Raw genomic sequence first — 19,315 nt, forward strand, 5'->3', positions numbered from 1 at the left:
GATTTGCAACATTAACTCAATAAAGAAATTCTCTTATCAAGAGTGGCAGAGGGACTGGCCCTATGACGCCCAGCAACCGTTCCAATTGGAATTGGTGCTAAATCCTGCAAAACAATTTTTTGTTTTGAAAGATAAGAGAGGAATCCGACCTTTGAAATTTACTGCGTTTGAAACCTCTCTTTTCTGGAGAGGTTTTTTTATTGTCTTGTTCCAGCGCCTAGCCCCTCGAGTCGCTTCGGTCCGCCCAATGAAGTCAAAGAGCGACTTCACTGGTCGGCCCTCCAGCGCTTTTCGGGGCTGACCAAGGCGCTTGCACATTTCATATGTTTGTTAGGCAGATCAATCAAAGGGGGAAATTTAGATGAAAAAAGGGATTAAAAAAGTATTTTTAGGTGCAGTTGCTTCTGCATTGCTGCTGACAGGATGCGGCGGCGGAGAGACAAAAACGGCCAGCGGTCCTGTAGAAGGGGTGCCGGAGCGATTTGCCAAAGGTGAAGAAGTCAAGATCAAAGTCATCCGCAAGATTGGCGGCGACGATCATACTGCTCAATTTTTAGCCGGAGCGAAAACAGAAGGAGAAGCGCTCGGCTTCAAGGTAGACGTTTTTACAGCGAATGGAGATACAGCGAAATTCCATGACGCGATCAATCAGGGGCTTCAGCAGGACTATGATGGATTCATCATCTCGCATGGTGACGATGCAGCAACAGTGGATGATGTGAAAAAGTTGGTGGATGAGGGCAAAAGTGTCGTGACATTCGATTCGAATCCGGACCTTGCTCAGGTAGAAGGTGTCACGCTTACTTCCCAGGACGATGAAGCCCTCGCGACCCAGGCGCTGGATCAGCTTGTGAAGGACCAAAATGGAGAAGCCAATATTGTTTACTTATGGGTGGATGGCTTCCCGCCAATGGTCAGAAGAAATAAAGTTTACCAGGAAACCTTGAAGGCAAACCCAGGAATCAAAGAGATTGAGAGATTCGGAGTGGCGGCAGCCGATACAAGCGTACAGACGCAGAACGCTGTGGCAGCGATGCTGAACAAGCATCCAAAAGGGGAAATTGACGCGATTTTCGCGACTTGGGACGCATTCGCAATTGGCGCTGCTCGTGCGATCAAGGAAGCTGGCCGCGATGAAATCAAGATTTACGGAATTGATGTTTCCAATGCTGACCTGCAGGAAATCCAGGGAGAAGGCAGCCCATGGAAATACACAGCCGCTGTTGATCCGAAGCTGATTGGGGAAGTGAATATGAGATTGCTAGCGAAAAAGCTTGCCGGCGAAGAAACACCGGCGACATATGACCTTGAAGCCTCACTGATTTCACAGGAAGAGCTTCAGCAGTCAAAAAATCCGGTGAACATGGCGAATTTGGCTGAAATCATCGAAGGCTGGGGAAAATCTGATGCATTTTTGGAAGATTGGATGGAAAAATTGAAGGATCACTATAAGAAATAACGATAGAAATGGTTAGTTGAGATGTTTTTATAGCTGAAAAAAATTATTATAGCGACTTTCTCGATTATATAGCGACACTACCAATAATATGGCGACTTTCCCGGTTATATAGCGGAAATTTCATTTTTATAGCGAATTGGGAATTCTGCTCGAATTTTTCCAGTTCAGACTCAAACAAAGCAGGCACTCTCAAACTTATGAGAGTGTCTGCTTTGCAGAATGATAGAGAGGAGGCAATGGGATGAAACTTCAAATGAAAAACATCAGTATTGAGTTTCCGGGAGTGCGTGCGCTGAACGATGTGGATTTCAGCACAGAAACGGGCAGGATCCATGCGTTGATTGGCGCGAATGGCGCGGGCAAATCGACATTGATGAAGGTGCTTTCCGGGGCGCATGATCACTATACAGGGGAAATTCAGCTCAATGGTGAGAGTGTGGAAATACGGACGCCTGCAGATGCGCAAAAACTTGGAATCCAGACGGTTTACCAGGAGGTTGATACAGCCATCATTCCATCGCTGACTGTTGCTGAAAATATCATGCTGAATCAAACAGTGCAGGCAAAAGAAAACAAACACTGGGTGAATTGGAAGCAGCTTTTCAAACAGGCAGAGGAGATTCTTTTTAGCATGAACCTTAACATTCCTGTGAAAAAACTTGCCGGGGAGCTGACGCTTGCCGAGAAGCAGCTTGTCCTGATCGCGAGGGCGACTTCAAGCAATTGCTCATTCCTCATCCTCGATGAACCAACTGCTCCTCTCAGCCATACCGAAACATCTGAACTGTTCCGGATCACCCGGGAATTGGCGGAAAGGAATGTAGGCATCATTTTCATCTCCCATCGAATGCCTGAGATATTTGAGTTGTGTGATGAGCTTACGATCATGCGTAATGGCGAACTGGTCGTGAAAAAGGCTATTCCTGAAACCGACAGCCAACAGGTGATTGAATACATGCTTGGCAGGAAGCTGGAAGACCAATTCCCGGCAAGGGTCAGCATGTTCGGAGACACCCTACTGGAAGTCGAAGATTTAACAGATGGAGACAAGGTGAAAAATACCTCCATTCATGTAAAAGCCGGGGAGATTGTCGGACTGGCCGGCCTCGTTGGAGCGGGAAAAACCGAGCTGTGCAAGGTCTTGTTTGGTGCTGCACCGGCAAAGAGCGGAACCGTTAAGTTAAAAGGAGAAACCCTTAAGCTGACCAGTCCTCATGCAGCTGTAAAAAGCGGTTTGGCCCTTGTGCCAGAAGAGCGGCGCAAGGAAGGAGTGCTTGTCGCAGAATCTGTCACCTCCAATCTAACAGCGGTCAACCTCAAGAGATTCTCCAGTTTTTTAAGCTTTATCGACCGGCGTGCTGAAAAGAAAACAGCACAGGAGTACATAAAGGCTCTCGGCATCAAGACATCGTCGGAACATGCCAGGGTCGAGAATCTTTCAGGAGGGAACCAGCAGAAGGTGGCGATTGGCAGATGGCTGATCGCCGATGCGGATGTGTATATCTTTGATGAGCCAACAAAAGGCGTGGATGTAGGCGCTAAACGTGATATTTTTGAGTTGATTGCCCAGCTTGCAGCTCAAGGAAAGGGTGTCATTTATGCATCCTCCGAGCTGTCAGAAATTGTTGGCATTACGGATCGGGTTTACGTGCTCTATGACGGTGAGCCTGTGAAGGAGCTCGAAACGGCCGCTACAACAGAAGAAGAACTTTTATTTTATTCAACAGGAGGAAGATAGGATGGAAGCGAAACTCCCATTTCAGCAAGAACCAGCACCGAAAAAGACATTCGAACTGTTCCAGTTCTTATATAAGTATGGGACGATTTTGACGATCTTTGTCCTGGTCGCAGTCTTTGCGGCAGCCAATCCTGCTTTTATCAATGGCGATAACGTCATCAATATCTTAAGATCCATTTCCATCGTGACAATCATCGCGATTGGCATCACCATTTCCTTGACGGTTGATGGTTTTGATTTATCTGTCGGCTCTGTGGCATCCCTATCGAATGCCATTGTCATTTCGATGTTTGTCTGGTTCTCGCAGAACACCCTACTTGCGGTACTATCAGCGATTGCGGCTGCCTTGATTGTAGGAGCGCTCAATTCATTGATGATCGTCAAGCTGAAGATCCCGGATATGCTGATGACACTGGCAATGATGTTCATCATCCAGGGAACAGCGCTGACTTATACGAAGGGCGCGACGGTTTCGGAAAATATGATCCTGCCTGATGGAAGTTTTTCTACAGGAGCAATCAGTCCGTTCTTCGCTAAAATAGGGCAGGTTCCGTGGATCATCTTGATCATGGCCATCGCCGTCATTATTGTCCATGTATTCCTGACATATACAAAACACGGCCGCTATATGTATGTGATTGGCGGAAATAAAGAGGCGGCCAGGCTTTCTGGTATACCGGTCAACCGCTATAAAACAGCAGCGTATCTGCTTTCCGCTTTATTCGCAGCGATTGGCGGAATTGTGTTGGCTTCCCGCGTCATGACGGCGGAAATCAATGCAGGCTCACCTTATTTAATGGATTCGGTCGCCGCTGCTTTCATTGGCTTTTCCGTCCTGGGAGCAGGCAAGCCAAACGCATTCGGTACCTTTGTCGGAGCGGTGCTGATCGGCATTTTGCAAAATGGGCTTGTGATGATGTCAGTACCGTATTATGCGATGGATATCGTGAAAGGGACCGTGCTGGCATTTGCACTGGGAATTACTTACTACAAGCAGAAACATTGATGAGAAGTAAAAGCCGGATTTGGTTGTGACCTAAATCCGGCTTTCCTTTTTTAGTACTCTTATTCTTCAAAAAATGGTTTGTTGGCATAATAATACATCCAGCCCATCATAATCCCTCCGCCAATGAGATTGCCGATCGTCACGGGAATCAGATTATGAATTACTCCGGCAAAAGTAACAGATTGAGGGTCATCGAGGACCATGCTGATCGCGAAGGTGCACATATTGGCGATGCTGTGCTCATAACCCGAAATGAAGAAGCAGTAAACGAAGAAGACCATTGCGAACATCTTTGCTCCGTCGCCCTTCATTGACATCGGCAGGAAGAACGCGAGACAGACGAGCCAGTTACAGAGAATCCCCCGGAAAAAAAGTTCTGAAGTTGGTGCAAGTGTCTTTTTTTCAGCAACACTTAACAAGAATCCATTTACGGAATGGTCATCAAACAATCCTGTTGTGTAAATCAAAAAAGCAAACGCAGCTGCGCCAATGATATTGCCGATATAGCTGTAAACCCACATCCTGGCCACCTGCACCCAGGCCATTTTTTTCCTAAGAGCTGCAAACGTGTAGTAAAAGGTGTTGCCAGTGAACAGGTCCCCACCACCATAGGCAATCAGGATAATTGCGGCACCGAAGGTAATGGCAGCTATTGGGTAGGCAAAGGGAGAGTGTTCCACATAAAAAGGATTCCCCGTCTTGAACGCAACGATCACCCCAAAGCCAATGAACATCGAAGCCAGGGCAGCCCTGGCTAAATAGCGTGTCTTGCTTTGCTTGAATATCTTGTTCTTTTTTAAGGCCAGCTTCTCAACTTCCTGTAAAGCTTGTACTTCCATATGAAATCACCCGATTTTCCTCTTGATATGAATTTTTAATTTCATGCATATGTAAATGATTCCCCAGACTGCGAGTAAAAAACAGTAATATTCCAACTGAATGCAAACGGCCTGTGAAGCAAGAAATCATGGCAAATGAAAAAAGACTGAATCCGCGAAGATCCAGTCTTTGGAGGCATGCTTAAAATGTATCCCTGATAAATTGGGGATTGCGCTGCATCGAGGCAAACAGGACAATGCCGCTTACGAGCAGAAGTCCGCTTGTCAGGACGAATACCGAGGTGAAGCCGAAGTAGCCTGCAAGGAATCCACCAAGTACTGGCCCGATGATATTTCCAAAGAAACGGAGACTTGTGTTGTAGCCAAGTACCTCTCCCTGCATGGCCACCGGTGCTTCCTGCCTGATATAGGCCACCCTGACCGGGATGATACCGCCAATGGTGATTCCAAGCAGGAACCGGATCAGGACGAGCTGCCAGATGTTGCCGACGAAACCCCCTGGCAGATAGATGATCGCTGATAAAAACAGGAGCACGACCAGGATTTTGATATAGCCAACCCGGTCGGCAATTTGTCCCCACTTTCTTGCCATTAACAAATTGCCTAGCCCTGCAGCCGAAAAGGCGATTCCAGAAAAGAATGCCAGGTTTTCCGGGCCATGCAGTTCGCCTACATATAGTGAAAGGATTGGCTGGATACTGAAATGGGCAATCTGCACAAGCATCGACATGAGCAGGACATTCAGCATGATTGGATTTTTAAAAATATGCTGAAGAACTTCTTTGCGGCTGTAATTTGTCTTTGTTCCTTTTTTGATGTCGACTCTGTACTCCATGACAAAGAATACGAGCAGACCAGAAAGGACGATGAAGGCAGAGGTTGATTGGAAGGTTGTCGCATAACCCAAGGAGTCGGCAAGAACGCCGCCGAGCATTGGGCCAAGCAACGAGCCTGTAATGCTTCCTGTCTGCAGTGTCCCCAACACTTTTCCTGCTTCTTCCTTCGATGTCTGCGTTGAAATAAGTGCCTGGGATACAGGTATGAAGCCTGAGAATAATCCCATGAACATTCTCAGTAAGAATAACTCCCAAACCGAAGTTGCAAATCCAAGCAAAAAGACGGCTATTCCCATCCCGATCCCCATGAAGATCAAGATTCTCTTGCGTCCAAAGCGGTCACCCAATCTTCCGATTACAGGAGAGAATAAAAAGGCAGTTACGAAGGTAATACTGAACGTAATCCCTGACCAGTTCTGGACATACTTTTCTGAAAAATCACCAAAAGTTTCGATGTACAATGAGAGAAATGGCATGACCATTGTCATGCTGCCGGCGATGAAGAAATTCGCGAACCACATGATCATCAAGTTGCGTTTCGCCTTTTGCTGCTGGGTCATTCCATCAACACTTCTTTCTCAGAACGAATATTTCGCTTTTCTAAATATTATATCAAATTTTTGCCCGATTGAAAACCAATCGAGCAAGCAGGGACTATTTTAACCAGTTATCCATTCAAGCAGTTCTATTCTATTGCCAAATGGGTCGTGAACATAAATCCTGTTCGCACCTGGAAGCTTATCATCTTCAATAAAATTGACCCCTGAAGAGGATAAATGCTGTTTCAATCCTTCGATATTCTCCATTTCAAAAGCTGGATGTGCTTTGCGTGCAGGGACAAAAGGTTCCTCAATGCCAACATGGATTTGGCAATTCCCGAATTGAAACCATGCCCCGCCACGTTTTTTCAACTCTTCTGGCTTTTCAATCTCTTCAAAGCCCAATATTTCTATGAAAAATTTCCTTGCCTGATCTTCTGAGCCCTTAGGTGCTGCTAGCTGGACATGATCGATCGCTTTGAATTTGAATGTCATTATTCAATCCCTCCCTAATAAAATTTTAATCTAAAAGGAAAGATAAGGAAATGACAAGGTATGAATCTATAAATATAAGTTTTTCTTATCATTGTAAAAAGTAATACAGGCCCTCCTGATTACATATAAATTAGTAAAGTTTTGTACGTTTTTAAAAGAGGGGGCTATCAAAAATGAAAAAAAGATTTCTTGCTATTGTGATGATGGCAATCATGGCGCTTGTAATTTCGGCATGCGGTACAAGCTCAAGCGGAGGGGGATCCGAAGCTGAAAAGAAGGAATTAAGAGTCGTCACGGACGCAGCATATGCACCATTTGAGTACATGGAAGGCGACAAAATTGTTGGTTTCGATATCGATTTCCTGAAGGCAGCCGCGAAAGAAGCAGGGTATGAATTGAAATTCGAGAATGTCGGCTGGGATCCGATTTTTGTGGAAATCAAAAGTAAGCGGGCTGACATGGCTGTATCCTCGATTTCCATCAATGATGAGAGGAAGCAGACTTATGACTTTTCGCTGCCGTATTTCTTGTCCACCAATAAAATTCTTGTCCGCGAAGATAGCGACATCAAAAGTGCGGCTGATCTAAAAGGTAAGGTAGTGGCTGTCCAAAACGGAACAACCGGGCAGGAAGCAATGGATAATCTTCTCGGCAAGAACAACAAGGATATCAAGAAATTCGATAACAACAACCTGGCAATCATGGAAATGCTGTCTGGAGGGGCAGATGCAGTCGTTGCTGATAATGGCGTGGTCGAAGTGTATGCCAAGAACAATCCGAATGAAAAACTGAAGGTCATTGAAGATAGCAGCAGCTTCGACGCGGAATACTATGGAATCCTTTTCCCTAAAGGCACAGATTTGAAAGCGGACTTTGATAAAGCAATCAAGAAAATCGTCGAGAATGGCACATATGAAAAAATCTATCAAGAATGGTTCGGGCAGGAGCCTAACCTGGAAATGCTGAAAGCTGAACAAGAAGCATCAGAATAACCGCTGATAAACTATGAATCTTCGATGATGCGTAACTCTTGAAAAATAGCGTTACGCATTTTTTTGTAAACTTCATCAAAATATGGTCCCAGGCCTCGGGGCTTTGGAGGGCAAGCTATGGATTTTCGTTTTGATATTATCGTGGAATATACTCCCTATTTAATTAAAGGGACGCTGCTGACAATCGGGCTGTCATTGGCCGGGATTTTAATCGGGACAATCCTCGGGCTTTTCATTGGTCTCGGCAAGATCCAGCGGCGGAAACTGCTGACATGGCCATTTGTCTGGTATATCACTTTCTTTCGGGGAACCCCGTTATTTGTGCAAATCCTGCTGATTCATTTTGGTGTCGTTCCGATGCTCATTGGGGAAACGAACGGGATTGTCGCGACGATTATCGCGCTGTCCCTTAATGCTGCAGCATATATCGCTGAAATTTTCAGGGCCGGAATCCAGTCGATTGATCGCGGCCAGATGGAAGCCGCCCGATCGCTGGGCATGACCCATGTGCAGGCGATGAGGTATGTGATTTTACCGCAGGCCTTCAAACGGATGATCCCGCCTCTGGGGAATGAGTTCATTGTACTGATCAAGGAATCATCCCTTGCAGCGATCGTCGCGACTCCGGAAATCATGTACTGGGGCCGGGCAATGGCAGGACAGTACTACCGAGTATGGGAGCCGTACCTCACCGCGGCAGTCATTTACCTCATACTTACGCTGTCCCTTAGCTTTTTACTAAATCTCCTCGAAAGAAGGCTGAAAACAGAATGATCAAAGTCGCTAATCTGCAAAAATCATTTGGCAGCCACAAGGTGTTGAACGGAATAAATGTTGAGGTCCAGTCACAAGAGGTTGTAGTAGTGATCGGTCCATCTGGTTCCGGCAAATCCACCTTTCTCCGCTGCATAAACCTGCTCGAAACGATTACGGACGGGCATGTGCTGATCAAAGATATTGACATCACAGATAAGGGTTCAGATATCAACAAAGTGCGAGAAGAGGTAGGGATGGTTTTCCAGCACTTCAACCTGTTCCCGCATAAGAGAGTGATTGAAAACATCATGCTGGCGCCGCTGAAGGTACGAGGTGTTTCCGAACAGCAGGCAAGGGAGAAAGGAATGGAGCTGCTGAAAAAGGTAGGACTCGAAGACAAAGCAGAAGCCTACCCAGACTCCCTTTCCGGCGGCCAAAAGCAGCGGGTAGCCATCGCCCGCGCCCTTGCGATGGAGCCTAAAATCATGCTGTTCGATGAACCAACCTCAGCCCTCGATCCGGAAATGGTCGGCGAGGTTTTAGAGGTAATCAAACAGCTTGCCCGCGAAGGGATGACGATGGTAGTCGTCACTCATGAAATGGGCTTTGCCCGCGAAGTCGGTGACCGCGTCATTTTCATGGACGGAGGATTGATCGTGGAAGAAAACAAGCCAGGTGACATTTTCGAAAATCCGCAGCATGAGCGGACGAAAGCATTTTTGAGCAAGGTGTTATAGTTTGATGAAGGAAGCCCGATTTTGGAGTCGGTGCTTCTTTTTTTGGTCAATCGTAAATAAAACGGGTGTAACCGGAGATAAAAGTTATGCGACTGGAGATAAATCTGTCGCAACTGGAGATAAAAGCTGGGCAACTGGAGATAAATCTGACGCAACTGGAGATAAAGTTGTATAACCATAAATTAGAGTTGTGCAACGGTAAATAAAAATTGTGTAACCGTAAATAAAAGATATGCAACCGTAAATAAAAGTTGTACCACCGGAAATATATTGATTCCAACCGTAAATACACTTCGCCAATCCAGAAATGATCATCGGAAAACTGGAAAGTCGCTGCCCATCACACCCAAAATAGCAAACCAAAGCAGTCTGATTCCCAGTATTATCCTGAGATAATCGGAGAAACTGGCCAACTTTTCGCCCGTTTTTCATAATTTATCCAATTACTGCTTGCTAAAACTAATGGTGTTAGTTAAAATAAAACTAACGATATTAGTTTTAATAGGAGGTTCACTAAAATGAGAGTGATCAAAGAGGGGTATTTATATCAGCTGACGTTCATGCCAAGGCTTTTTCCTGTGAATTGTTATTTTATCGAAGAGGAGGATGGGCTGACTTTAATTGATGCGGCGCTTCCGAATAGCGCGAAGGCAATCCTGCAGGCAGCTGAAAAAATCGGAAAAGGAATCAAGCGGATTGTTTTGACTCATGCTCATGGCGACCATATAGGTGCGCTTGATGAACTGAAAGCGAAACTTGATGTTCCAGTTTATATTTCTGTTCGCGATTCCCGTCTTTTAGCTGGTGATACCTCTCTTGATTCGAATGAACCCCAGACACCAATTCGAGGCGGCATACCCAAAAACATCAAAACAAGACCCGATATTCTCTTGAAGGAAGGGGATGAAATCGGTTCTTTGCTGGCAATCACAACTCCGGGGCACACCCCGGGATCGATGTCATTCCTTGACAAGAGAACAAATTTGCTGATAGCTGGTGACGCCTTCCAGACCAGGGGAGGAACTGCTGTCTCTGGGGTAACAATCCCATGGTTTCCTTTTCCGGCAATGGCGACCTGGCATAAAGACACAGCCCTTCAGAGCGCTCGGAAAATCCATGGGCTTGAACCAAGCCTGCTGGCTGTAGGGCACGGGGAACTGTTGCAGAATCCTGTAGCACATATCGAAAAAGCCATTCAAAAAGCAGAAGCAGCTTTTACAAAATAAAGGAGTGCGTAAACATGTCACCAAGACCAAAAGTGGCGCTTGATAAAAATACGATCATGATTGCAGCAGCTGAGCTGGCGAATGAGCATGGAAGTGAATATATCACTTTGGCAATGCTGGCCAAGAAGCTCAATATTAAACCTCCTTCATTATACAACCACTTTGACGGCCTGCCGGGAATCAAAAGGGAAATGGCCATTTTTTCACTACAAAAACTTTACATTAGCCTGGCAGAAGAAGCGGAGGGCAAAGCACACGGTGACGAAGCAGTTTTGGCATTAAGCCGGGCGTATTTATCCTTCGCAAGAACAAATCCGGGACTGTACGAGTTCGCATTATCAGCACCAGATCCCGCAGATGAGCAAGTTCATGCCGCCGGCAAAAAAATCGTTGAACTTGTCGTATCTGCTATCGGACCTTTTAAACTTTCAGAAGAGGATGCAATCCATGCTGTCCGCGGCCTAAGAAGCCTCATGCATGGGTTTGCATCGCTGGAGCATAAAGGTGGTTTCGGGATGCCGTTTGACTTGGATGAGAGTTACAAGCTTGCAGTCACAGCTCTTATTCGAGGCTTGAAAAAATCCAGCTAATTTTCATCTTCTGAAATAGATTCAAAAGGTACTCATATACATATGTATAGATGCAACTTTGGAAGAACAGGAGGCGCACTATGGATATATATGTGAGAAGAGGAGATTCCTTTTGGTATTTCAGCAATATTTTCAACATCCCTCTCCAGTTGATCATAGATTCCAACCGTGATATTGACCCAAATGAACTGGATGTGGGGCAGACGGTGAGGATTCCCGGTTTTGCGGCTGTGGATTATCGAATCCGTGCAGGTGATACTCTTTGGAAAATTGCCCAAAGCAGGAATCTGCAAGTGGATGCCCTTCTGCTGGCGAACCGCAATATAAATCCAAACGGGATGTACGTCGGACAGATGGTCAAGGTCCCGCTGAGAATAACCTGGCGGATTGTCCAGGGGAAGAAGAATTATGATTATGCCTCATTGATGAGTGATTTGAGAAGATTGGAAAATGTTTATCCGTTCATGAGGGTGCCTTCGATTGGCAATTCTGTTTTAGGTAAGAGCATACCAGAAACACTGATTGGGAATGGCAATAAGCGGGTCCATTACAATGGGTCTTTCCATGCGAATGAATGGATCACCACTCCCATTATCATGACATTCATGAACGACTACCTCCTGGCATTGACGAATCAGACCTCCATACGCGGCTTGTCCATGCAGAACTACTATGGGCAGACGACTTTATCGATTGTGCCGATGGTCAATCCTGATGGAGTCGATCTCGTGCTCAATGGGCCGCCTGAAGCAGAGCCATGGAATGAAAGAGTAGTAGAATTGAATAGAGGAAGCCTCGATTTCACCGGTTGGAAGGCGAATATCAGAGGCGTGGACCTGAACGACCAATTCCCGGCAAAATGGGAGCTTGAAAAAGAACGCAACCCAAGCCAGCCGGGCCCAAGGGATTATGTTGGGCCAAATCCATTATCCGAGCCGGAAGCGATTGCGATGGCAGAAATGACGAGAAGACGCGATTTTGCCCGGGTTCTCGCTTTCCATACTCAGGGAGAAGTCATTTACTGGGGCTTTGAAAATCTTGAGCCGCCTGAATCAGAAGCAATGGTCAATGAATTTGCCCGGGTGAGCGGTTACCAGCCGGTCAAAACGATTGAGAGCTATGCCGGCTATAAAGACTGGTTCATCCAGGATTGGCGCCGGCCAGGTTTCACCGTCGAGCTTGGCTTCGGCATAAACCCGCTGCCGCTGTCCCAATTCGATGAGATTTACGAAGAGGCCCTGGGAATCTTCCTTGCAGGACTTTATCTATAGGCTCTCTGTTTTTACTCAATGTCGATTTCGCTGGGTTTGAAAAATAAACGGAAAAATTCCGCTTAAATTGAAAATGGCCCATATTTTTTCATAAATAAGGGTCGTTTTTCCGTTTATTTAGATAAAATCCTTGGATTTTCCGGTAGTTATTACAGTTAACCGGAATAACTCCACTTATTCCTGCTTCATAACCGTCCTCTTTTTACAATAGGCGGAAAACCTACGCTTCTGTCAGTCATACCTACATGAAAACTACCATCCTTAAAAAGCAGATCACCTAAAAAGGTGGTCTTTTAAATTGTATTTATATGGTAAAATCGAAAGAGTATGAGAGGAGGAGGTTAGTTGACTTATTCAGGAAAAGGGTCTAAAGATATTTTTCATGTGATTATAGCCATGAGCGTACTTATCCTGCCAAGTTTAAGCTATACGATCCGGATTTCAATACTTCTTGCCTTGATGGTCATTACTTTACATCAAATCCAATTAACGATTACTTCCGATCACCTTGAATATAAAATTAAATTCTTTAGGATTACAATCTACCGAAAAATACTTACATCTGAGAATATCAAAAAAATTAAGTTTGGCCGGATTGGGTGGTCGACGAAGAATGCAGTGGTGAAGGTAAGAGGAGGCTTCAATTTCGGAGTTGCCTATTTTTCCAGTGAACAGCTCATCCGGGAGCTTGAAGAATTCGCCCGTGTTAATCATATCGAGGTTCAAAAGACGCGGGATTATCTGCTGCTGGAAAAATACTATTCTCATAACTAACAAAAGCATCGGACAAGGGCCCGATGCTTTTATCTTACTTATTTTTCAAAAATGCTGTTGGAAAGAAGGCGGAACAGATAATCTGTATGGTCACGGAAACCAGCTTCAAGGCCAATCAACGTAACATCCTTATCCTGCTCTTTCACGATGACTGCTTTGCCCTGTGCATCACCATTGTTTTTCCAGTGGCCGGCTACAAAGAAGTCGGCGTTGTCATCAAATGTTGCAGATACCTCATCATTATCGGTGTTTTCATACCAGACAGGGCGGTATACAAAGCCAAGGTCGTCCTCGCCATATCCTCCCGTCACACCTTCACCGCTGTAATCAACCTTTGCGATGCCGTTGCTGTTGTAGTCTCCAACCACAACCGTGTTATCTGTAAGACCTAATGTCTTTGTTGCATTGGATGCACCAGCACCGACTGCGATATATTTTCCGCCATTATTTAAAAATTCTTCTACATTAGCTTTGAAGGTGTCAAACTGATCAGGAGTCGCGAACCCGAACTCTTTATTGCCTGCGCGGGTCTGGGTTTTGGCAATCAGGCCTTCCGTTCCGCTGTAAACAAACACGTCAAAGCTGGAAAGACCTTGTTCTGCAACTTCAGAAGGAGTCACTTCCGTCACGTTGAATCCCAGTCGTTTCAGCGCCAGTTTGGTTCCTGAATGAGATTGAGCCTTATTCATGCCGCCATCCTTCAAGATTGCGACCTTCAAATCCCCAACCTCAACCGCTTCAGCAGGAACTTTAGCTGACTCAATGTGCAGTCCAGATTCTTTTACTGCTGAAGAAATGGCATTCGCTGCTGCTTCTGTATAAAAATTGCCTTCTGAATCGCGTTTTACAGAAACGCCTTGCTGAAGAAGAGTATTCACAAGGTTAACAGCTTTGACGGAGCTGTTCGGGATCAAAAATGGCCCTTTACCGCTGACAGAACCCTGCTCCTGGACCTGGTTCACTAGAGTCGCTGATACATCAAACTCGCTTTGGACCGCAATTGCCTCGAAGCCCCAGAGTTCCGGCAGGCTCCACGCCGAGATGTCATACATGGCATCAACATCTTCAGTGATGTCCTCGCCATCCCAGAGCATCGTATTGGCAAGACCGGCTTTTGCCTGATCCATTTTTACGATATATGTGCCTTTAGGGTAAGACTTTCCGTCTGCTGTAAATGCTTTCGAAGCCTGGACGACTTCGATGTCATTTTTCTGCAGATGATTGATTGCCTTATGTGTCACGGTTGGATCTTCGGAATCAACAGGCAGCACATAGGCAGTCGGGAAAAAGCCTTCATCATGGAAAGGATGATCAAAATTGATGCCGCGCTTGAACATCTCGATTTGATCCTTGATCATTTCCTGCTTGTTCTCGGTTGCATTTTTCAGTGCACCCATTATGGCGTCATACATCCAGCGAACCCCGTCTTCATCATTGGTTGGCGCTTCAAGTGTATGGCCATATGCTCCATGGTACATAGCATACATTGGAGTGAAGATTGGCGGATAATCATCCCAGCCTTCCGCATCATCGCGCTGAGGAATATAGGTGCCAACCATCGACTGATAGAGGCTGCCGGTAAAGCTTTCCTTATCGGACATGATTTCATTTTCCATTGCTTCTGCCTGGTCCATTGCCCATTTTTCATACAAATCATATTCGTAATTAGGGTTATGCGGTACCGTACAAGGCTCAATAAGACCCTGCTTGTTCGGAGCGTAACCTTTTACATAGCCATGAGTATCAAGGAAGACCATCGGATTCCATTCCTTGATGAGAGCGACAGTTTCCTGGGTTTCCGGTTGTGACTGGGTGATGAAGTCACGGTTCAAATCGATCCCTTCTCCGTTGAAACGCGTAGCATCAATGCGGCCATCAGGATTTTGGACAACATTGAAAATCAGGATGTTATTTTCGAGGATTTCCTTTGTTGTGTCATCATTCTCAAGAGCAAAACGTTCAATCAGCTGCATGACCGCGTCGCTTCCGATAAACTCCGTGCCATGAATGGAGCCATTGATCATGATAGGCACCTTGAAGTCAGGATTGTTCTCGATCCATTCCTGTGCTTTTCCAGGATTTTTGAACATTTGTTTTCTCAAAGCCTGGATCTTGCCAAACTTACCTTTAGAGTCAGGGGCGGCAATCGTAACGACATAAAGGGGCTGGCCAGTTGACGATTTTCCTTTTACTTCTACCTTCACACGATTGGACTGCTTTTCAATTTGCGAAAGCTTGTCGCCGATTTCCGAGAACTTCATGAAATCATAGTTTTCGCTGTTGAACAAGCTCCCGTCCTTTTCTTCGTATGCATTTACATAATTCCACTTTAATGATTCAGCGAGTGCGGGAGTCCAAGGTGAGGATGCCAGCAAGCTTGCAGCCACTACACCAGAAATAATTTTTTTATGCTTCATTTATGTATTCCTCCGAAATAATATTTGTATATTTATACATAATAGTTACTAAATATTATTTCGTAAATCGTACGATATTCCTATTTATCCGTTTAGGCAGCATAAGTGTTGATGTTTCTTGATAAATGACTGGTTGGGAAATTAATCAGAATGATCATCTAGGTAGAAAGTCACCAGGCATAAGCAAAATAAAAAACAGGGCTGGTTGCCCTGTTTTATTGTGGCTGCATCGTTCGGTTGCGACGCTTGCGGTTCCACTGTCTTGCCTTGTACTTTTGTTCAAGTTCTGCAACTGGTTTTGTGACCAGTGCGTTCTTGAATTCTACAGGTGTCTGTTTTACTGAAAAAACAACAGTATTGACAGCTTTCTTTTTCTTTTCGAAATCAGTCATCAGCTTCTGCTGTTTAAACTTTAGTGAATCTGTTTCTTCTTTGATTGCATTTGTCTTATTTTGAACACGTGTTGCTGTCTCCTGAAGACTATCGATCGTCGGCTTGGCGTCTTTAAATGTTTTATATGCAACGTATCCAAGATAACCGAGGGCAGCCACGATGACAGCGATGCTTAAATAAACAATGATCATAAAGTGAGCCTCCTTTCGATTGAACGTATAGATCATTTACATATTGATTACCCTATTTCAGCCAAAGAATAACAAATTTTTTATGGAAGCCTAAAATTGCTAAATTTGAATGATTTGTGAAACAGTGAACAATGAACATGCGAAATGTGACGAACTTCACAAACAAGAGAGATAAATCACAATACAATTTATACATAGAGGAAATATCATTAATGAAAACTCCGCATTTGAAATTATAGGAGGACAAACGAGATGAAAAAGAAATTAGTCATGATAGGAAACGGAATGGCAGGAGTAAGGACGATCGAAGAATTGCTTAAACTTCAGCCAGATGGATATGAGATCACTATTTTTGGTAATGAACCTCATCCAAACTACAATAGAATCATGTTATCGACAGTCCTTCAGGGAGATAAGTCGATCGATGATATCATCATGAATGATTGGGATTGGTATAAGAGTAATGATATACAACTTTTTGCAGGAGAAGAAGTTGTCGAGATTGACAAGGAAAAGAAGCAAGTCATTTCCGAACAAGGACGCAAGGTGGACTATGACGAGTTAATAATCGCTACAGGCTCCAGCTCGTTTATCCTGCCGGTACCTGGATCCGATAAAAAGGGAGTAGTCGGGTTCCGTGATATCCATGATTGTGAAATGATGATCAAAGATTCCAGGAAGTATAAAAAGGCTGCTGTAATTGGCGGTGGGCTGTTAGGCCTTGAAGCAGCAAGAGGCCTGCTGAATTTGGGCATGGAAGTCGATATTGTCCATTTGATGCCGCATCTGATGGAAAGGCAGCTTGATGAAACAGCTTCTGGAATGCTGAAAAAAGAATTGGAAAACCAGGGCATGAATTTCTTGCTTGAAAAGCAGACCCAGGAGATTTTAGGAGAGGAAAGAGTAACCGGACTTCGCTTCTCTGATGGTACTGAAATCCAGGCAGACCTTGTCGTCATGGCTGTCGGAATCCGCCCGAATGTCCAGCTCGCAAAGGATAGCGGGATTTATGTCAACAGAGGGATTGTTGTCAATGATTATATGGAGACTGATGTGCCGAATATATATGCCGTCGGGGAATGTGCGGAACATAGAGAAATCGTCTATGGCCTTGTAGCACCGCTGTATGAACAGGGAAAAGTACTTGCAGCTAACCTTGCGGGAGTTTCAGCTAACCCTTATGAAGGAACAATATGCGGCACTCAGCTGAAGGTATCCGGCTGTGATTTGTTCTCAGCAGGTGAAATCGGAGATGACGAAGGAACGAAGTCAATCAAGGTCCACAATGAGTTTGATGGAATCTACAAGAAAGTTGTCATTCGTGATAACAGAATTGCCGGGATTGTGCTTTATGGTGACACAAAGGACAGCAACCGACTGTTCAGGATGCTGACAAAAAGAGAAGACATCAGCGGGATGACAAGTGTCTCGATTCTAGAAGCAAGCGGCTGCTGTGGCGGTGGAGAAGCAGGCGATGTAGCGGCGATGGCCGATGACGAGCTGGTCTGCGGCTGTAATGGTGTGACAAAAGGAACGATTGTCGACGCGATCCGCACAAATGAGTTGACTACTGTTGACGAAGTTGGCGGCTGCACAAACGCTGGCCGTTCATGCGGAAGATGTAAATCACTCATATCCGATATCCTTGCATACACGCTTGGCGATCAGTATGATACTTCGGCAAAAAAAGCAGGCATCTGCGGATGCACAACTTTAAGCAAAGACGAAATTGTCGCTGAAATCAGGGCAAAAGGCCTGACGAATGTCAGGGAAGTCATGAATGTTCTAGGCTGGTCCCAGGAGGAAGGATGTTCGAAATGCCGTCCGGCCATCAACTATTATCTTGGTATGGTCAATTTTGACGGCTATAAGGATGAACGCGATTCAAGACTGGTTAACGAGAAGATGCATGCCAACATCCAGAAGGATGGTACATATTCTGTTGTGCCAAGAATGTATGGCGGCGTGACGACTGCTGCAGACTTGAAGAAAATTGCAGAAGTTGCCGAGAAGTACGATGTGCCTTTGGTAAAACTGACGGGCGGACAGAGAATTGGCCTATTCGGTGTCAACAAAGAAGATCTTCCTGCAATGTGGGAAGACCTGGGGATGCCATCAGGCTATGCATACGGAAAAACGTTGCGTACCGTAAAAACCTGTGTTGGCGAAAAGTTCTGCCGTTTTGGAACCCAGGATTCAATGGGACTTGGAATCGAGCTCGAGAAAAAGTTTGAGCGCCTTGATACACCACATAAGGTGAAAATGGGAGTTTCTGCTTGCCCAAGGAACTGCGCTGAATCAGGAATCAAGGATATTGGCTTTGTCGGTGTCGATGGCGGCTGGGAAATTTATATCGGCGGAAATGGCGGGACAGACCTGCGTGCTGCCGATCTGCTTGAAACCGTTAAGACAAAAGAAGAGGCATTGGAAATTACAGGAGCATACCTTCAATACTACCGTGAAACAGCTGCATATCTTGAAAGGACAGCACCTTGGCTTGAAAGAATGGGACTTGATCATGTAAAGGAAGTCCTCGCCGATGAGAACATGAGGAAGCAGTTGAACGAAAGACTGGATATGACATTGGAGCGCTATAAAGAGCCATGGCAGGAGGCAATCACAGACAACGGAATAAAAGAAAAGTACTATCAAGTACGCAAAGTTACGGTTGAATAGGAGGATGGATGATGATGAAGGAAACAATGGTGAGAATCAAACTGACGGATTTTGATTCCCTGCCTGTGGGGGCAGGGCAGGCAGTTACAGTGAATGGCGAGAACATCGTCTTGTTCCGGATATACAATGGAGAGGTCAAAGCGGTTGAAAATCGCAGTCCCCACAGAAAAGGCGGGACCCTTGCTGATGCGCTTGTAAGCGGGAAGTTTATCTACTGTCCGGTCTACGACCTGAAGATATCCCTGGAAGACGGGAAAGTTCAGGCACCGGATACAGGCGAAGTAAAAACTTTTAAAGTGGAAGTCATAGAAAACGAAGTGTACTTACAGATATAAAACATGAGAGGAACCTGCCTCTCAATCATTGAAAGGGCGGGAACA

At 45.3% G+C, this 19,315-nt stretch carries 17 protein-coding genes, 2 pseudogenes and 1 riboswitch; of the genes and pseudogenes, 14 read left to right on the forward strand and 5 right to left on the reverse strand.

Annotated elements, in window-relative coordinates; genetic code table 11:
- The first annotated feature begins 30 nt into the window (after positions 1-30).
- A riboswitch (SAM riboswitch) is annotated at positions 31-138 on the forward strand.
- A 223-nt stretch (positions 139-361) separates the two neighbouring features.
- The 4 genes and pseudogenes from RH061_RS04805 (at position 362) to RH061_RS04815 (ending at position 4,203) form a co-directional block, all read left to right on the forward strand.
- Complete coding sequence (locus tag RH061_RS04805; protein WP_311074335.1) at positions 362-1,459, forward strand: sugar ABC transporter substrate-binding protein; 1,098 nt, start codon at positions 362-364, stop codon at positions 1,457-1,459.
- 253 nt (positions 1,460-1,712) lie between these two features.
- Positions 1,713-2,204, forward strand: a pseudogene (locus RH061_RS23125) (ATP-binding cassette domain-containing protein); the annotation flags it as partial.
- A gap of 318 nt (positions 2,205-2,522) precedes the next feature.
- Positions 2,523-3,197, forward strand: a pseudogene (locus RH061_RS23130) (ATP-binding cassette domain-containing protein); the annotation flags it as partial.
- 1 nt (position 3,198) lies between these two features.
- Entirely contained in the window at positions 3,199-4,203 is a 1,005-nt protein-coding gene (locus tag RH061_RS04815; protein WP_311074338.1) for an ABC transporter permease, read from the forward strand.
- 59 nt (positions 4,204-4,262) lie between these two features.
- On the opposite strand, the gene RH061_RS04820 is transcribed toward RH061_RS04815, so the two are convergent.
- The 3 genes from RH061_RS04820 to RH061_RS04830 all read right to left on the reverse strand — a co-directional run bounded on the left by RH061_RS04820 (position 4,263) and on the right by RH061_RS04830 (position 6,912).
- Positions 4,263-5,042 (reverse strand): formate/nitrite transporter family protein, encoded by a 780-nt coding sequence (locus RH061_RS04820; protein WP_311074339.1) that lies wholly within the window; start codon positions 5,040-5,042, stop codon positions 4,263-4,265.
- A 181-nt stretch (positions 5,043-5,223) separates the two neighbouring features.
- On the reverse strand, positions 5,224-6,438 hold the full coding sequence (locus RH061_RS04825) for an MFS transporter (protein ID WP_311074340.1): 1,215 nt from the start codon (positions 6,436-6,438) through the stop codon (positions 5,224-5,226).
- Positions 6,439-6,537: 99 nt separating this feature from the next.
- A complete protein-coding gene (locus RH061_RS04830) occupies positions 6,538-6,912 on the reverse strand; it encodes a VOC family protein (RefSeq protein WP_311074341.1) in 375 nt (124 codons plus the stop codon).
- A 173-nt stretch (positions 6,913-7,085) separates the two neighbouring features.
- Here RH061_RS04830 and RH061_RS04835 point away from each other — a divergent pair, with 173 nt between their 5' ends.
- The 8 genes from RH061_RS04835 (at position 7,086) to RH061_RS04870 (ending at position 13,258) form a co-directional block, all read left to right on the forward strand.
- Entirely contained in the window at positions 7,086-7,904 is an 819-nt protein-coding gene (locus RH061_RS04835) for a basic amino acid ABC transporter substrate-binding protein (protein ID WP_311074343.1), read from the forward strand.
- 117 nt (positions 7,905-8,021) lie between these two features.
- Entirely contained in the window at positions 8,022-8,678 is a 657-nt protein-coding gene (locus RH061_RS04840) for an amino acid ABC transporter permease (RefSeq protein ID WP_311074344.1), read from the forward strand.
- Positions 8,675-9,397 (forward strand): amino acid ABC transporter ATP-binding protein, encoded by a 723-nt coding sequence (locus RH061_RS04845; protein WP_311074345.1) that lies wholly within the window; start codon positions 8,675-8,677, stop codon positions 9,395-9,397. Before RH061_RS04840 ends, RH061_RS04845 begins: the two co-directional genes overlap by 4 nt.
- Before the next feature lie 4 nt (positions 9,398-9,401).
- Entirely contained in the window at positions 9,402-9,572 is a 171-nt protein-coding gene (locus RH061_RS04850; protein WP_311074346.1) for a hypothetical protein, read from the forward strand.
- A 343-nt stretch (positions 9,573-9,915) separates the two neighbouring features.
- The gene (locus tag RH061_RS04855; RefSeq protein WP_311074347.1) at positions 9,916-10,623 is read left to right on the forward strand and encodes an MBL fold metallo-hydrolase; all 708 of its coding nucleotides are present in this window, start codon (positions 9,916-9,918) and stop codon (positions 10,621-10,623) included.
- A gap of 14 nt (positions 10,624-10,637) precedes the next feature.
- Positions 10,638-11,213, forward strand: a complete 576-nt coding sequence (locus tag RH061_RS04860) for a TetR/AcrR family transcriptional regulator (protein ID WP_311074348.1) — start codon at positions 10,638-10,640, stop codon at positions 11,211-11,213.
- An 80-nt stretch (positions 11,214-11,293) separates the two neighbouring features.
- Positions 11,294-12,484 (forward strand): M14 family metallopeptidase, encoded by a 1,191-nt coding sequence (locus RH061_RS04865; protein ID WP_311074350.1) that lies wholly within the window; start codon positions 11,294-11,296, stop codon positions 12,482-12,484.
- 345 nt (positions 12,485-12,829) lie between these two features.
- Positions 12,830-13,258 (forward strand): hypothetical protein, encoded by a 429-nt coding sequence (locus RH061_RS04870; protein ID WP_311074352.1) that lies wholly within the window; start codon positions 12,830-12,832, stop codon positions 13,256-13,258.
- Between the two features lie 38 nt (positions 13,259-13,296).
- Here RH061_RS04870 and RH061_RS04875 read toward each other — a convergent pair whose 3' ends face one another.
- Both RH061_RS04875 and RH061_RS04880 read right to left on the reverse strand, forming a co-directional pair.
- Entirely contained in the window at positions 13,297-15,675 is a 2,379-nt protein-coding gene (locus tag RH061_RS04875) for a M14 family zinc carboxypeptidase (RefSeq protein ID WP_311074354.1), read from the reverse strand.
- A gap of 215 nt (positions 15,676-15,890) precedes the next feature.
- Positions 15,891-16,259 carry a DUF948 domain-containing protein gene (locus RH061_RS04880; protein ID WP_311074356.1) on the reverse strand — a complete coding sequence of 123 codons (369 nt, stop codon included), beginning with the start codon at positions 16,257-16,259 and terminating at the stop codon, positions 15,891-15,893.
- 252 nt (positions 16,260-16,511) lie between these two features.
- Between RH061_RS04880 and nirB the strand changes: the two genes are divergently transcribed.
- Together nirB and RH061_RS04890 are read left to right on the forward strand one after the other, a co-directional pair.
- Positions 16,512-18,935: a nitrite reductase large subunit NirB gene (nirB, locus tag RH061_RS04885; protein ID WP_311074357.1), complete on the forward strand. Its 2,424-nt coding sequence runs from the start codon at positions 16,512-16,514 to the stop codon at positions 18,933-18,935.
- Positions 18,936-18,943: 8 nt separating this feature from the next.
- Positions 18,944-19,270, forward strand: a complete 327-nt coding sequence (locus RH061_RS04890; protein ID WP_311074358.1) for a nitrite reductase (NAD(P)H) small subunit — start codon at positions 18,944-18,946, stop codon at positions 19,268-19,270.
- The last annotated feature ends 45 nt before the right edge of the window (positions 19,271-19,315 follow it).

Origin of the sequence: Mesobacillus jeotgali (assembly GCF_031759225.1) — a bacterium.
Classification (GTDB): domain Bacteria; phylum Bacillota; class Bacilli; order Bacillales; family Cytobacillaceae; genus Mesobacillus; species Mesobacillus jeotgali_B.

What these genes read in the sequence shown, in the direction of transcription:
- RH061_RS04820 (WP_311074339.1), bottom strand. Translation starts at nt 5,042, where the DNA reads ATGGAAGTACAAGCTTTACAGGAAGTTGAGAAGCTGGCCTTAAAAAAG.
- RH061_RS04815 (WP_311074338.1), top strand. Translation starts at nt 3,199, where the DNA reads ATGGAAGCGAAACTCCCATTTCAGCAAGAACCAGCACCGAAAAAGACA.
- RH061_RS04880 (WP_311074356.1), bottom strand. Translation starts at nt 16,259, where the DNA reads ATGATCATTGTTTATTTAAGCATCGCTGTCATCGTGGCTGCCCTCGGT.
- RH061_RS04840 (WP_311074344.1), top strand. Translation starts at nt 8,022, where the DNA reads ATGGATTTTCGTTTTGATATTATCGTGGAATATACTCCCTATTTAATT.
- RH061_RS04865 (WP_311074350.1), top strand. Translation starts at nt 11,294, where the DNA reads ATGGATATATATGTGAGAAGAGGAGATTCCTTTTGGTATTTCAGCAAT.
- RH061_RS04830 (WP_311074341.1), bottom strand. Translation starts at nt 6,912, where the DNA reads ATGACATTCAAATTCAAAGCGATCGATCATGTCCAGCTAGCAGCACCT.
- RH061_RS04845 (WP_311074345.1), top strand. Translation starts at nt 8,675, where the DNA reads ATGATCAAAGTCGCTAATCTGCAAAAATCATTTGGCAGCCACAAGGTG.
- nirB (WP_311074357.1), top strand. Translation starts at nt 16,512, where the DNA reads ATGAAAAAGAAATTAGTCATGATAGGAAACGGAATGGCAGGAGTAAGG.
- RH061_RS04875 (WP_311074354.1), bottom strand. Translation starts at nt 15,675, where the DNA reads ATGAAGCATAAAAAAATTATTTCTGGTGTAGTGGCTGCAAGCTTGCTG.
- RH061_RS04805 (WP_311074335.1), top strand. Translation starts at nt 362, where the DNA reads ATGAAAAAAGGGATTAAAAAAGTATTTTTAGGTGCAGTTGCTTCTGCA.
- RH061_RS04890 (WP_311074358.1), top strand. Translation starts at nt 18,944, where the DNA reads ATGATGATGAAGGAAACAATGGTGAGAATCAAACTGACGGATTTTGAT.
- RH061_RS04860 (WP_311074348.1), top strand. Translation starts at nt 10,638, where the DNA reads ATGTCACCAAGACCAAAAGTGGCGCTTGATAAAAATACGATCATGATT.
- RH061_RS04850 (WP_311074346.1), top strand. Translation starts at nt 9,402, where the DNA reads ATGAAGGAAGCCCGATTTTGGAGTCGGTGCTTCTTTTTTTGGTCAATC.
- RH061_RS04825 (WP_311074340.1), bottom strand. Translation starts at nt 6,438, where the DNA reads ATGACCCAGCAGCAAAAGGCGAAACGCAACTTGATGATCATGTGGTTC.
- RH061_RS04835 (WP_311074343.1), top strand. Translation starts at nt 7,086, where the DNA reads ATGAAAAAAAGATTTCTTGCTATTGTGATGATGGCAATCATGGCGCTT.
- RH061_RS04855 (WP_311074347.1), top strand. Translation starts at nt 9,916, where the DNA reads ATGAGAGTGATCAAAGAGGGGTATTTATATCAGCTGACGTTCATGCCA.